Source organism: Desulfosporosinus acididurans (genome assembly GCF_001029285.1).
GTDB lineage: Bacteria > Bacillota > Desulfitobacteriia > Desulfitobacteriales > Desulfitobacteriaceae > Desulfosporosinus > Desulfosporosinus acididurans.
In genome coordinates, this window is record NZ_LDZY01000003.1 from 274467 (window position 1) to 288557 (window position 14091).

Below are 14091 nucleotides of genomic sequence, written 5' to 3' on the forward strand. Positions count from 1 at the left end.
TTGCCTCCTTTAATTTATAGCCTTTACATACCTAGATGAAGTTTCGTGAACAAAAGGGTTATCGGAATAGCGATAAAAATACCTGGTAATAGATTACCCACTTTTACTTCTTTTATTTCTAAGATATTAAAACCGATGCCAACAATTAATAGTCCTCCGACAGCCCCCATTTCTGACACAACTTGACCTGATAATATCCCCTGAAGCAGTCCTGCTCCTAGAGTAATTGCCCCTTGATAGATAAATACCGGAATTGCTGATGCTAAAACGCCAAGCCCCATTGAGGAAGCAAATACTACTGCGGAAATTCCATCTAACATCGCCTTAGCGAAAAGTATATTATAATTACCCTTTAGCCCGCTTTCCAGAGAACCCATTATAGCCATTGCACCAACACAATAAATCAAACTTGCTGTAACAAATGCCTTAGTAAAACCAGATTTTTCTCCATTTCTCGCAAGTTTACTTTCCAACCAACGGCCAAAATTTTCTAAGCGCAGTTCTATATCTATCAATTCGCCTATTATCCCGCCCAATACAAGACTTGCAATAACAACCAGAGTATTTTTTGTTTGTATGGCCATTGTTATGCCGATAAGTAAAACTACAAGTCCAATTCCTTGGATCACCGTAGTCTTCATCTTTTCTGAAAGTGCTTGTCCAAAGAATAGACCGATAAGGCCGCCTAAGATAATTGCCATAGCGTTTACTATTGTACCTAACAACTTGAGTTTACCACCTTCCGTAAGACATTAAAAATAGTGATGAGATAATCCTTATATCTCAAGTACATTAGCTCAGTTCTTTGATTATGTTCCACGTGGAACATAATTTAGAATCTCTGTTCCACGTGGAACACTTGCAGCTTTCGACTCCCTGAGCCTGGGCCACTCATGAGAAGTGAACTCGTTCAGTTAAAGCCGAACAACGAAACTTCTGTGGGGGACTCTACCCCACCAAAGCAGAGTACGAGAGTCCCACTCCCCCTTATAGAAGTGGGAGTCTTCCGATTGGATCAATTCTTCATGCCGTAGCAACGGTTTTCGCAACTCCCAAGAATTTGATCCACAAGACAGCTTCAGTAAAATAGCCAGAGTGTATCTTGTAATCTTCTACCGCTTACTTCAGTTTATACTTTCATTGAAGGGATCCAACCAAGTTCACCCACATGCATGTAGCCCTTAATCTTTTAAAGTAGCTGTCTTTGCTCCAAATTCAGTTTATGCTTTGCCTTATCCCCTTACGATTTGACGAATACGAGGTTGCCTGATGCTCACGATTCGATCATTTACTTGATCTCTCTTTAAGGTGTATATCAGACATTCAATTTTGTAAAGGGTGCGAATTTAGTGGGAAGCCTATCGTTATTAAGTTTCTTCCTACATATCCAAGCTTTTTACCTATGGCTTTACGTATGGTATTCGTTAAAGACTTAGGTTGTTTGGGGACTGAGAAGAATTGTTAAGGAGGCTTTTTACGGTAAGTGCGTGGCTTCTTCTTAAGTCCCAAATCCCCAGGATACAAGCTGTCGATGATTGCTGCTGTTTTCTCTAGCTTCATTTGGCAGTGAAGGATCCGTTGGCTAGTATGCATCAGCGGAGTACGCGTTGCATCCAGGATTAATTTCACCTTGTTTGTTTGCTGATTGCTGTTTAACATATCTTCGGAACCGCCAACTAAAAGAGGCGGCACCCCATGACCTTAAGAATCCTGTTCGTCATTTTCAATGATATATCAAGTTTAGCCGGCTGGTTTTCTAATGACTGATTATTTCGTTGATTGTCATCATGGTTTCTTATCTAATCGCTTTCTAAAGTAAACCATGAGTGATGGGTCGAAGGGAAGTTTATCATCTTGAGCATATTCTAAGCCTATTAACAATCGGAAATAGTTTTTTCTTTGAAAAAAACTATTTCCGGAGCCATGCTCAGAGATTTGGCTGTTCTTTTACGTGAACTAAAATGTTGGGCATATGTTTCTTATTTTTTTACATTCCAAGGCTAAAACAAAGTCTTCTATTTATGTTTGACCACTTCATTGACGATACTTAGTCATACTTTTTAGAACATGGTATTTGCCCCGTTTTTCATTATTGCAATTCCTAAACCTCAGGGCTATTCAGTAAGTCCAAGTGAGTGTTCCACGTGGAACAATAAAGCAAACATTAAATAGATTCATACTGCTGTTTAGAATACACAGTGAACTCGTTCAACTAAAAGCGAATTACCAGTACTTCAGATTCAATAATCTCCAGTGAACATTATTATTATTGCCGATCCGTCTTTCCAATAGGAATACTTAGTGGAAAAGAGGGCTCTCCCCCAACTGAAGTTAACGAAGGACCTCCCCCCTGACACTTATAGAAGTGGGAGTCTTAAAAACAAATGGAAAAATACTTAGAAATTTTGTTCCACGTGGAACAGTAAAACTTTATTAATCGTATAACTCCCACCTCTTCAAGTGTGGTTCCTATGCCTTTACTCCACTTGAATATCCCAAATATCTAAAAGTCTGTTTAATTCTTCTTCTGAGAAATATTGAATTTCTATTCTTCCGCGTTTTAGGTTGCCTTTCAGCTGTACTTTGGTTTGAAAGTTGGCTCGAAGACGATCTTCAACATGTCTAAGATCAGCAGGCTGTCCATAAGTTTTAGGACCGGCTTTAATCTTTTCTGTAGGCTTTAACAGACGATCGATAAGTTCCTCTGTTTCACGAACGGACAATTGCTCTCTTACAGTTTTCTCTGCAGCAATAACTTGTAAAGATGTATCCTTAACTCCTAATAAAACTTTAGCATGCCCTAATGACAGTTTTTCAGCTTTTAACATCTCTAAAATTACATCTGGTAATTGAATAATCCGCAATAAGTTAGCTATGGTCGTTCTAGCTTTACCAACTTTCTGTGCAACTTGATCTTGAGTTAAACCATATTCCTGAATAAGTCGATGATAAGCCATTCCTTCTTCATAAGGAGATAGGTTAGCCCTTTGAATATTTTCAACAATTGCTCTCTCAGCCATTTCTTGATCAGTACATAATTGAACAATACAGTTAATCTTTGTGATTCCTGCAATTTTTGCGGCTCTTAAACGTCTCTCACCAGCGATTATGATATAACGTTCACCAACAGGCCTCACTAAAATAGGTTGAAGTAAGCCATGTTCACGGATTGAATCAGCTAACTCATTGAGAGCATTCTGCTCAAAATCCCGTCGAGGTTGTTCAGGATTTGGTTCGATTTCTGAAATGGGGATTTCCTTAATTACAGGATTTTCATCCATCTCGTCAGATAGAAGTGCTTGAAGGCCACGACCTAAACCCTTTTTAGACACGTTCTAAGACCTCCTTCGCCAGCTCCCTGTATACTTCTGCTCCTCTCGAGCGACTATCGTAAATATTAATTGATTTGCCATGGCTCGGCGCTTCACTTAGCCGAACATTACGCGATATTATTGTTCGAAAGGCCTTCTGAGGAAAATACTTTTTCACTTCATCAACAACCTGTATTGCTAGATTTGTTCGCGCATCAAACATTGTTAATAAAGCACCTAAAATATTAAGACTAGGGTTAATATGTTTGCGAACTCTTTCTAGAGTATTCATCAGGAGAGTTAACCCCTCCAAAGCGTAATATTCACATTGGATAGGAATCAAAACGTCCGTTGCAGCTGCCAAAGCATTAATAGTCAAAAGTCCCAAAGAAGGAGGACAATCAATAAAAATAAAATCGTAATTGGCAAGGACATTGTTTAATGAAAGTTTGAGCTTGGTCTCGCGATACTCTTGAGAAACCAACTCGATTTCCGCACCTGCTAAAAGAATTCTAGCCGGCACTACCTTTAAGTTTTTCTGATCGCACTTCTGAATCACTTGTTCAATGGTAACATCGTTGATTAGAACATCATAAACACAACGTACTAACTTATTCTTCGCTATTCCCAGCCCACTCGTAGCATTCCCCTGTGGGTCTAAGTCGATAAGTAGAACGTTATATCCCAGTTCCGCCAGACAAGCACTCAAATTTATAGCCGTAGTGGTTTTTGCCACACCGCCTTTTTGATTAGCAATTGCGATCACTTTCGATATCAATAACATACACTTCCTTTTTATCTAACTGCCACTCTGAAGGGTTTACATATACTTTAAATACTATCAAACCAATAGTAATAAAAAAAGCGTTTTCGAACGCTTTTTTTAGAGTTTCAAAAATATTTATTTCCATAATGCAAAGTAAATAATATCAAGGCCCAATATTAATAATTTTAGGGAGAGCCTTATAAACACTTTTTTGCAGAGGCTCGGAACTAACCACTTTTCCATCCAACTTAACCGTTCGTATGGAATTTACGACATATCCCGGTTGACCCTGTTGTTTAACAACCGACTCACCATGTTTTAACGTTTTATCTACAACCCGCTGTTCATCAGGTTGAACTACCGATTCAGTTGTATCCGTAATCGCAACTTCCTGGCCAGGTTTAACTTTTCCATAGAGATCAATGGTTAACGTATTTGACGTTGTCCTTGTCCGTACTAAAACATAACCTCCGGTATTATTCCTAAATTTAAGGTCTAAGTCAGGATATGCAACGGTTGCATCTTGGCCAAGAGGTGCGTACGTAATAGCAAGATCATGATTCGTTCTTTGAACAACAGAAAGATCTGCTAACAAACCAGTATTATATAACGTGCTGGAAACCTGACAGATCCCTCCAGCTAAACCGGGAATAAATTTACCATTAACAATAATGTAAGCGTCCTTATACCCGCCTGCGACTGTCCTCTCCCCTACAATATTATTGAAGGAAAGAATATCACCAGGTTTAATAACCGCCATATCAAGAGATTTTGCAGCAAGCTGAACGTTTTCGGTACGTGCAGTCTGAGAAGGATCAAAATGAGTTGTGTAAGAAGCTAAAAGACCGGTAATTTTTTCTCCCTCGAGTTGTGCGGCAGTAACCTTTGGTTGCTGCTCTTTAAAATTAACTTTAAGCTCTGATACAGGATTTAAGTAATTGATTGCTTTGATTTGGGATTTCAAGGCATCAACATCATAAATTAATCCAGTTTGTTCATGTTCTATAAGCATCGTATTTGCGTTAGTAATTTTATAGGTGGCATCAATAGCCGGCTTATTATATTGTCCAAATAACTTATCTAAGCTCTCTTGCATTTTTTTATCATCCCACTGCGAAGAGAACTTAAAACTAACCCCTTTGGCAGCATCCATTTTGGCAACAATTCTATGATATATTGAACCGGTTCTGCTAAGATCATAGGCATCTTTTAAAGCCTTATCGGCTGAAATCGATAGCCCTAAATCTCTTAATTTAACGTCATTACTATGCTGACCATCAGTTAGTTTAACCGTTTGATTTAGCAAAAGATCAATTTCCTTGTTAGCAGCGATTTTAGCCTGTGATTGAGTCATATTACTAACATTAATTCCAGAAATTTTTACACCGTCAACAATAGTATGCTGATCCCAAGTGTAGTAACCAATGAAGGAACCACAAGCAACAAATAAAAACACAACCACCCCAGCAGCTATATAAAAAATCTTTCTTTTAGATGTGCGATTTCTTCTTATCCGGCGGTTTCGAATAGATTTAGATGCATTAGGTAATGTCTCGGCCGATATCATTTCAGTCTGACTATTAATTCTCTGATCAAGTGACTCGTCCAAATCGCACCTCCTCATTGTTAACTAAAACGATATTAATCTTATTTATTCGACGTTAAAATCATATTCCCTTCATTAACGTTAAAAAGAGCTTTACCATATATTGTAGTAAAGCATGGGGATTGAGCTTTGATTCTCGTCAAATATATAATTTTCCGATTTAATGAATTGGCGACTTTGCAGGTATACCTGCCTTACGTGGAAATCTTGAAGGTGTTTCCTTACCCTTTTTTATGACAATAATAGCTCGATGTTCCGCAGTTTCACCAAAATTATAGGTTTTAACGCATTCTACATTTCCGCCTAAAACATTCAAAGCAGCTTGGGATTCTTTAAGCTCTTCTTGAGCCTGTAATCCTTTGAGAGAAATAAATAGCCCATTTTTCTTTAATATAGGAAGGGAGTACTCCAGCAGGATTGGAAGACGGGCCACTGCTCGAGAGCTAACGCAATCAAATGTACCTCGATACTGCACATTTCGACCAAAGTCCTCTGCACGAGCATGTACTGTTCTTGTGGTCTTTAACTTCAATTTTGAAATAACAACATCAAGGAAATCTAAACGTTTTTTCAATGAATCAACTAAGATCACATCCAATTCAGGCCGCAAAATTTTAATTGGTAGGCCTGGAAAACCCGCCCCTGTGCCTATGTCCGCTAATTTATTTCCTTTTAGATATTTTTCAATTGCCATAGAATCAATAAAGTGCTTTAGGATAATATCTAAAGGTTCAATAATTCTTGTCAAATTTAACTTCTGATTCCATTCAAGTAAAAGATCTCCATATACACAAAATTGGTTAACCTGTTCGTCCGATAATTTATAACCTAAATTTAATAACGTCAGATCTTTAATTTGTGAAGCAAACACATTAAACATTACTTATTTTCTCCCTCGATGCCGTTGTTCTAGGAAAACAAGTAAAACCGAAATATCAGCCGGAGTAACACCCGTAATTCGAGAAGCTTGACCCACATTAAGAGGCCGCACTTCCATTAGACGTTGTCTGCCTTCGGTAGATAAACCTTTTAACTCACCATAGTTAAAATCATCTGCTAATATTCTATCTTCCATCTTGGCAAACTTTTCAATATCAGTCCATTGTTTATCAATGTAACCAGCATATTTTGTTTCTATAACTGCTTCTTCTAACACTTCTTGGGAATAACGCTTTAATTCAGGAATTAATTCAAGCATATGATTTAAAGTAATTTCAGGTCTGCGAATTAAATCAGAAGCATTAATTCCTCCACGCAGCGGAGTAGAATTTACTTCATCCATTATCTTTTTCAATTCCTGATTGGAGGGAGAAAAAACCGTTGACTTCCAAAGATTTTTTATTTCATAAAAATCCTGTTTTTTATGTTGAAATCGTAACCAGCGCTCATCATCAACTAAACCGATAAGACGCCCTTTTTCAGTAAGTCGGAGATCGGCATTATCCTGTCTCAGAACTAATCGATACTCAGCCCTAGATGTTAATAACCGATAGGGTTCCTTGACACCTTTGGTAACTAAATCATCAATCATAACACCTAAATATCCATCAGATCGACGCAGCACAAAAGGTTCTCGCTCCAAGCATCGTAAAGCTGCATTAATGCCGGCCATTAACCCCTGAGCAGCAGCTTCTTCATATCCTGAGGTGCCATTTAACTGACCAGCAGTAAATAAACCAGACAACTGACGAACCTCAAGACTTAAAGACAACTGGTGGGGATAAACATAATCATATTCTATAGCATAACCAGGTCGCATCATTTTTACATGATCTAAACCAGGAATACTTTGGAGAATTTCAGTCTGTACTTCTTCAGGCATACTGGTCGATAAACCGGCAACGTAAAGTTCATCGGTATTCCATCCTTCAGGTTCGAGAAAAATTTGATGAGCATCACGTTCAGCAAAACGAACAACTTTATCTTCGATCGAAGGACAATACCTTGGACCAACTCCCTCAATTTTTCCTGAATAAAGAGGTGCACGATAAAGATTATCACGAATAATTTCATGAGTTTTGGATGAAGTATAGCCAAGCCAACAGGGAACTTGTTGGGAAGGGTCCTTATGCCAAAAAATACTCTCTGTGGAAAGAAATGAAAAAGTCCATAAAGAGTCATCTCCAGGTTGGAGTTTAAGCTGAGAATAGTCAACGGAATGGCGATGAATCCTTGGCGGAGTTCCGGTTTTGAATCTTCCTAATTCTATACCAATCTCCTTCAGAGATTGAGAGAGAGACATTGCGGGCATTTGTCCATTTGGTCCGCCCTCGTACATAGAATCACCAATGATTATTCGTCCACGTAGATATGTGCCGCTCGTTAAGACAATATTATTAGATTCGAAGCGAGCGCCGGTCCTGGTCACAACACCTGTCACTTGATATTGATCGATAACCAATCGTTCCGCTAAACCCTGAATAACTGTCAAATTAGGCTGATTAAACAAGACTGCGCGCATCCGATTTTGATACGCTTGTTTATCCGATTGAACTCTTAAGGCATAAACAGCCGGGCCCTTACCGGTATTTAACATCTTAACTTGTAAGGATGTTTCATCTGCATTTATACCCATCTGCCCTCCAAGAGCATCAATTTCACGAACTAAATGCCCTTTCGCGGGCCCGCCAATTGAAGGATTACAAGGCATATGGGCAATCGTATCAAGGTTTAAAGTAATTAACAAGGTCTCACAGCCAAGCCTTGCGGCAGCTAAAGCTGCTTCACATCCTGCATGCCCGGCTCCAACAACAATAACATCATAATTACCAGCGAAGTATTCCAAAACTAAACCTACTTTCCAATGCAAAATCGTGAAAAAATATCATCTAGCAAAGAATCTTGAACATGATGTCCAGTCAGCTCAGAAATGTATTGAAGTGCTTGACGTATATCTATAGAAAGGATATCCCATGGCATAGTTGAATTAAAGCTAATCTTAGCCTGTTGAAGAGCAGCATAACAATGTTCTAAAGAAGAGATTTGACGAGTATTAGAGAGCAGAGGATCAGCTGAATTAATTATCTCCCCTTGGTAAACTCTTCTTTTTATCTCCTTCTCTAACTCATCAAAGCCTTGGTGTAAAAGAACCGAAAAAGAAATCCAGTGATCAATATTAGGTATATCAATTTTTTCATTCTCTAGTAAATCAATTTTATTGACTAAAACAATTATTTTATCAGAATATGTCTTTAAAATATATAATTCATCCTCAGATAGTTGAACATTAGCTTCAATGACTAGAATAATAAGATCGGCATTTTTTAAGGCATTCCATGTTCTTTCAATTCCTAAACGTTCTACAATATCCTGACTTTCCCAAATTCCAGCAGTGTCTACCAGTTGGAGAAGAATTCCTCCCACGCTGACATATTCCCTAATCTCATCTCGTGTCGTACCTGGAATGTCAGTTACTATAGCACGGTCTTCTTTTAATAAAGCATTTAATAAACTTGATTTGCCAACATTGGGTCGTCCAACGATAACAGTAAGAAGTCCTTCACGTAAAATTTTTCCAGTCTTACTTCCTTCTAATAAATCCCTCGCTATTGCCAGAGCTTCTTCCAATCGGTTCGCTAATGATTCTCGATCTAAAGTTTCAACATCATCCTCTGGAAAATCAATACTCGCTTCAATAAAGGCTAAAGTTTCCAATATTTTTTCTCTAAGATCCATTATTATTTTTGTTAATCCACCGCTAAGTTGTGATAAAGCCAAATTAGCAGAAGTCTCAGTCTTAGATGTAATTAAGTCAATAATCGCCTCCGCCTGTATTAAATCTAATTTACCATTTAAAAAAGCTCTTTTAGAAAACTCGCCCGGTTCAGCAGGGTGAGCACCATAGCGAAGACAGGTATGGAGAATTCTCTGCGCAACAAAAGGTCCGCCATGACAATTGATCTCATAAACATCTTCTCCTGTAAAAGAGTTAGGAGCAGACATCCTGCCAATCAGAACCTCATCAAGGACACGATCCTCATCTTGGAAAACACCAAGAGTAAGTGTGAAATTATCCTGACGTAACCATCGTTCTCTTGATCTAGGTATAAAACATTCATCAATAATTCGTCTTGCCTCTGGACCACTTAACCTAACTATATGGATACTTGCTTCTCCCATAGCAGTAGCCAAAGCAACAATTGTATCTTCCACTTAATCATCTCCAAAGCAACTATTTATCCAATCGTAAAACTCCCACTTCTATAAGTGCTGCTTCGATGGAGGTAGAGTCCCCCACCGAAGTCTGGATGTATCTAATATAAAAAAGAGGGGTTATTCCCCCTCAACTCAACTAATATCTTGCTTCACATTTCATTAAGTTTAAGGCAGTTAAAAAGTAATACCCTTTTAACCTCTTTTTAGAGCAATTACAACACGACGATTAGGATCATCACCTTCACTAAACGTAGAAATCCTACTGTCATCTTGTAAAGAAGTATGAATAATTCTGCGTTCATGAGGATTCATAGGTTCCAAAACGATTCTAACACCTGTTCTTTTCACTTTATCAGACAATCGTTTAGCTAAGCGAATAAGAGTTTCTTCACGACGAGACCGATATCCTTCCACATCAACAATAATGCGAACACGATCAGATAATTTTTTAGATACTGCTAAATTGGTTAAATATTGCAAAGCATCAAGGGTATCCCCTCGACGTCCAATTAAAATTCCCAGTTCGGGTCCAGTAATATTAACATGACAATTTTCAGAATTCCTAGTTACCTGAGTTTCTGCCTTGACTCCCATAGCTTGACAAATATTTTGAATAAATCCAGTTGCCAGAAGTCCTGGATCATCTTCATAAGTAACTCTAACTTTTGCAAGTTTTGTACCAAAAAGACCAAATAATCCTTTTTTCGTAGGTTCCTCAAGGATTTCAACCTGAACATATTTTCTGTCAACAGCTAATTCTTGAACCCCCGTGGCGATCGCTTCTTCAACCGTTTTGCCGGTTTTCTCTACAACTCTCATGAACGATCCCTCCTCACGTCTTCCCCGTTATCTAGGCAACGCTTTTCTTTTGATTTGTCAATTTACGATTAATATAAAGCTGCTGCAGAATTGAAACACAATTCATCGTAACCCAATATAAGGCTAAACCTGACGGCACCGTAGCACTAATATAGGCAAAAAATATAGGCATTATGTACAACATTGTTTTCTGAGTCGGATCTGATGAAGCATTAGGATTCGTGACCTTCGTTTGCAAATAGGTCGTAGCAGCGGCAAAAAGAGGTAAAATAATATGATAACTTAAACTAAAACCATAAATTTTTGTTAAATCGAATCCAAGAAACCAATGTGCTGCATTAGCAGAAGCCCCATAAGGAAAATTCCGCAGAGTACTGTACAAACCCCAAAAGATTGGCAATTGAATTACAATAGGTAAACAACCACCCATAGGATTTACTTGGTTCTCTTTATACAACTCCATTATTTCGGCATTAGCTTTTTCTTTATCATTTTTATGTTTTGTTTGAATTGCTTTAATCTTGGGCTGTAAATCAACAGTTTTACGCATCGAAGCCATTTGTTTGTAGGTTAGAGGATAAATAATAGTTTTAATCAAAATTGTTAATAAGATAATGGCTACACCATAATTAGGAAGACCCAAAGCAGATGATAGATTGTAAAAAATATTTAATAAATAGGTCATCCATTGCACAATGATACTCACAAAAGCCCTCCTTAAACTGGATCATGCCCTCCCGGATGAAACGGATGGCATTTCAATATTCTCACAAGTGATTTATAGCTTCCTCGAAATAAGCCATACTTTTGCAGCGCTTGAATCGCATATTCAGAACAAGACGGATAAAAACGACATGTTTGTCCTTTCAGAGGAGAAATAAATTTTTGGTAAAAGCGCAAGAGCAGAATTAGTAGTTTCTTCATCATTAACGACTCATTTCGTGGTTAAAGCCTTTGCTTTTTTCAACATCATCATAATAGAAGTTTCTACTTCCGGGAAGTAAACTCCTCTGATCCGAGGCCTTGCAATAAAAATAATTTGAATATCTGGCTTAATTTCAGAAATATGTAATCGAACAACTTCGCGAAGCAATCTCTTCGCACGATTTCTCTGAACAGAATTACCTATCTTTTTTGATGCAATAAAACCAAACCGTTGTTGTTGTTTACCTTTTAAAATATAGATAGCGGCATATTTCTCGGAAAAATTATTGCCATTATCAAAAATTACTTTAAAGCCTGATTTTTTGCGTAGTCGAAATTCTTTTTTAAGCATAAACCCTCCAGGCTTATATAAGAGACAATCCTATCATATTTTAACTCCTTAAGCTAAAAATTAAACCTGCTTTGCGGAGCGAATTAAATTTATCCAATACTTTGCTTCGGTGGGAGGTAATGTCCCACCGAAGACCCGATGTTCAGCTTCAGCTAAACGAGTTCACTACATTTAAGCGAAAGCCGTTAGCTTATTTATCCTAGTTATACTAAAAAAGGCCACATAATTGCGGCCTTAGACTGATAATTTTTTACGACCTTTTAATCGACGGCGTTTTATAACATTTCGCCCAGTTGGCGTACTCATGCGACTTAAAAAACCGTGAACTCGCTTATGGCGACGATTCTTCGGTTGATATGTTCTTTTCAATTTAAAGACACCTCCTTTATAAAAGCGAAGAAGCTTACGAAGCAACAGACTTACTAACAGATTATACTCTAACAATTTTTATTCTGTCAAGCAACTACACTGGAAAGGATGTGGATAACATCTGGATTAAAAAAGTTATCCACTTGTGAATAATTTATAAAAACACGATATCTTCCTGTTGATAACCCTTAAAAAACTTGATATTATAATTTCACACCTTCTTGCACTACTGCAAATCATAGTTAATATTATCCACAGTTCGAATTTTGACCAAGTTATCCACAAATGTGTATAAGTTTGTGTATAACTTTTTTATTGTCGTAATTACTAATTTCTTAAAATAAGGGAGGTCCATTCATGCCACCACTACCAATCACACCTCATTTATTGTGGCAGGAAACACTCGAAAAACTGAAAAATGAACTTACTAGACCTAGCTTTGAGACATGGTTAAGTTCAACTCAGCTAATTGAGATTGATGGGGATACATTGGTAATCAGTGTTCCTAATGATTTTGCTAAAGATTGGTTAGAAAGTCGGTATGCATCTTTAATAAGGTCCTCCGTTCAATCAATTTTAGGCCACTCGATTAGCCTCCGCTTTGTTATCCCTTCACCAGAGGATTCTTTAAAAAAAGACCCAATTTTAGAGTCCCCTATACCAGAAAGTGCTCCAAAACAAAATGAACAAGTACCAAATTGTCTTAACTCTAAATATACCTTTGATACCTTTGTTATTGGCAATAGTAATCGCTTTGCGCATGCTGCATCACTTGCTGTTGCCGAATCTCCCGCGAAATCTTATAATCCTCTATTCATATACGGCGGCGTAGGTTTAGGCAAAACTCATCTTATGCATGCCATTGGCCATCATATATTACAACGTTCCCCGAATACGAGAGTGCTTTATGTTTCTAGTGAAAAATTTACAAATGAACTCATTGATTCAATTCGCGATGAAAATGCCATTGAATTTCGTAATCATTATCGAAATGTTGATATTCTTCTAATTGATGATATTCAATTTTTGGCGGGAAAAGAACGAACACAAGAGGAGTTTTTCCACACGTTTAATGCCTTACATGAGGCCAACAAACAGATAATTATCTCCTCAGACAGGCCTCCTAAAGAAATTCCAACCTTAGAGGATCGTTTGCGTTCAAGATTTGAATGGGGCCTGATCACAGATATTCAAGCACCGGACTTAGAAACACGAATTGCTATTTTGAGAAAAAAAGCTAAAGTTGAAAACTTGCAAGTTTCGAATGAAGTAATGGTTTATATCGCAGATAAAATTCATACTAATATTCGAGAACTCGAAGGTGCCTTAATTCGAGTTATTGCTTTCGCATCGTTAAGCTCAATGCCAATAACAGCCGAAGTTGCCATGGAAGCATTAAAAGATATTTTACCCAGCAATTCATCAAAACCAATAACTATTGACACTATCCAAAACGCTGTTGCAGATTATTATCACCTTTCACCCAATGATTTTAAAGCTAAAAAAAGAACACGTGCAGTAGCATTTCCAAGGCAAATCGCTATGTACTTATCACGTCAATTAACAGACTCTTCATTACCGAAAATTGGCGATGAATTTGGAGGGCGAGACCATACTACGGTTATGCATGCCCATGAAAAGATTTCTCAAGCAATTCAAGATGATCCTATTTTGGAAAAGAAAATTAATGAATTGATACAACGCATTCAAAATGATTAGTAAACTAACAGTTTTAAATGTTGATAACCTGTTAATAGTATCTTGATAACCTAAAGCAAAATTATCGAAT

13 protein-coding genes are annotated in these 14091 nt (G+C 37.7%); 1 reads left to right on the plus strand and 12 read right to left on the minus strand.

Annotated elements, in window-relative coordinates:
• Positions 1–23: 23 nt before the first annotated feature.
• The 12 genes from DEAC_RS05165 to rpmH form a co-directional block, all read right to left on the minus strand.
• Entirely contained in the window at positions 24–725 is a 702-nt protein-coding gene (locus DEAC_RS05165) for a DUF554 domain-containing protein (protein ID WP_047808958.1), read from the minus strand.
• A gap of 1752 nt (positions 726–2477) precedes the next feature.
• Positions 2478–3332 (minus strand): ParB/RepB/Spo0J family partition protein, encoded by an 855-nt coding sequence (locus DEAC_RS05175; protein ID WP_047808960.1) that lies wholly within the window; start codon positions 3330–3332, stop codon positions 2478–2480.
• Positions 3325–4086, minus strand: a complete 762-nt coding sequence (locus DEAC_RS05180) for a ParA family protein (protein WP_047809070.1) — start codon at positions 4084–4086, stop codon at positions 3325–3327. The genes DEAC_RS05175 and DEAC_RS05180 overlap by 8 nt, the downstream gene beginning before the upstream one ends.
• A gap of 154 nt (positions 4087–4240) precedes the next feature.
• Complete coding sequence (locus DEAC_RS05185; protein ID WP_053006287.1) at positions 4241–5686, minus strand: VanW family protein; 1446 nt, start codon at positions 5684–5686, stop codon at positions 4241–4243.
• Between the two features lie 157 nt (positions 5687–5843).
• Positions 5844–6563 carry a 16S rRNA (guanine(527)-N(7))-methyltransferase RsmG gene (rsmG, locus tag DEAC_RS05190; RefSeq protein WP_047808961.1) on the minus strand — a complete coding sequence of 240 codons (720 nt, stop codon included), beginning with the start codon at positions 6561–6563 and terminating at the stop codon, positions 5844–5846.
• Positions 6564–6566: 3 nt separating this feature from the next.
• The gene (gene mnmG, locus DEAC_RS05195) at positions 6567–8468 is read right to left on the minus strand and encodes a tRNA uridine-5-carboxymethylaminomethyl(34) synthesis enzyme MnmG (RefSeq protein ID WP_047808962.1); all 1902 of its coding nucleotides are present in this window, start codon (positions 8466–8468) and stop codon (positions 6567–6569) included.
• A gap of 8 nt (positions 8469–8476) precedes the next feature.
• Positions 8477–9835, minus strand: coding sequence for a tRNA uridine-5-carboxymethylaminomethyl(34) synthesis GTPase MnmE (gene mnmE / locus DEAC_RS05200; protein WP_047808963.1), 1359 nt, complete (start codon positions 9833–9835; stop codon positions 8477–8479).
• Positions 9836–10030: 195 nt separating this feature from the next.
• Positions 10031–10657, minus strand: coding sequence for an RNA-binding cell elongation regulator Jag/EloR (jag, locus tag DEAC_RS05205; RefSeq protein ID WP_047808964.1), 627 nt, complete (start codon positions 10655–10657; stop codon positions 10031–10033).
• 31 nt (positions 10658–10688) lie between these two features.
• Entirely contained in the window at positions 10689–11363 is a 675-nt protein-coding gene (locus DEAC_RS05210) for a YidC/Oxa1 family membrane protein insertase (RefSeq protein WP_047808965.1), read from the minus strand.
• Positions 11364–11374: 11 nt separating this feature from the next.
• A complete protein-coding gene (yidD, locus tag DEAC_RS22590; protein ID WP_083995911.1) occupies positions 11375–11584 on the minus strand; it encodes a membrane protein insertion efficiency factor YidD in 210 nt (69 codons plus the stop codon).
• 7 nt (positions 11585–11591) lie between these two features.
• Positions 11592–11933: a ribonuclease P protein component gene (rnpA, locus tag DEAC_RS05220; RefSeq protein ID WP_047808967.1), complete on the minus strand. Its 342-nt coding sequence runs from the start codon at positions 11931–11933 to the stop codon at positions 11592–11594.
• 234 nt (positions 11934–12167) lie between these two features.
• Positions 12168–12302, minus strand: a complete 135-nt coding sequence (rpmH, locus tag DEAC_RS22595) for a 50S ribosomal protein L34 (protein WP_007777819.1) — start codon at positions 12300–12302, stop codon at positions 12168–12170.
• A gap of 357 nt (positions 12303–12659) precedes the next feature.
• Between rpmH and dnaA the strand changes: the two genes are divergently transcribed.
• The gene (dnaA, locus tag DEAC_RS05225) at positions 12660–14021 is read left to right on the plus strand and encodes a chromosomal replication initiator protein DnaA (RefSeq protein ID WP_047808968.1); all 1362 of its coding nucleotides are present in this window, start codon (positions 12660–12662) and stop codon (positions 14019–14021) included.
• Positions 14022–14091 lie beyond the last annotated feature (70 nt).

Coding starts and splice junctions, on each gene's coding strand:
- yidD (WP_083995911.1), bottom strand. CDS start 11,584: ATGATGAAGAAACTACTAATTCTGCTCTTGCGCTTTTACCAAAAATTT.
- dnaA (WP_047808968.1), top strand. CDS start 12,660: ATGCCACCACTACCAATCACACCTCATTTATTGTGGCAGGAAACACTC.
- rnpA (WP_047808967.1), bottom strand. CDS start 11,933: ATGCTTAAAAAAGAATTTCGACTACGCAAAAAATCAGGCTTTAAAGTA.
- rsmG (WP_047808961.1), bottom strand. CDS start 6,563: ATGTTTAATGTGTTTGCTTCACAAATTAAAGATCTGACGTTATTAAAT.
- jag (WP_047808964.1), bottom strand. CDS start 10,657: ATGAGAGTTGTAGAGAAAACCGGCAAAACGGTTGAAGAAGCGATCGCC.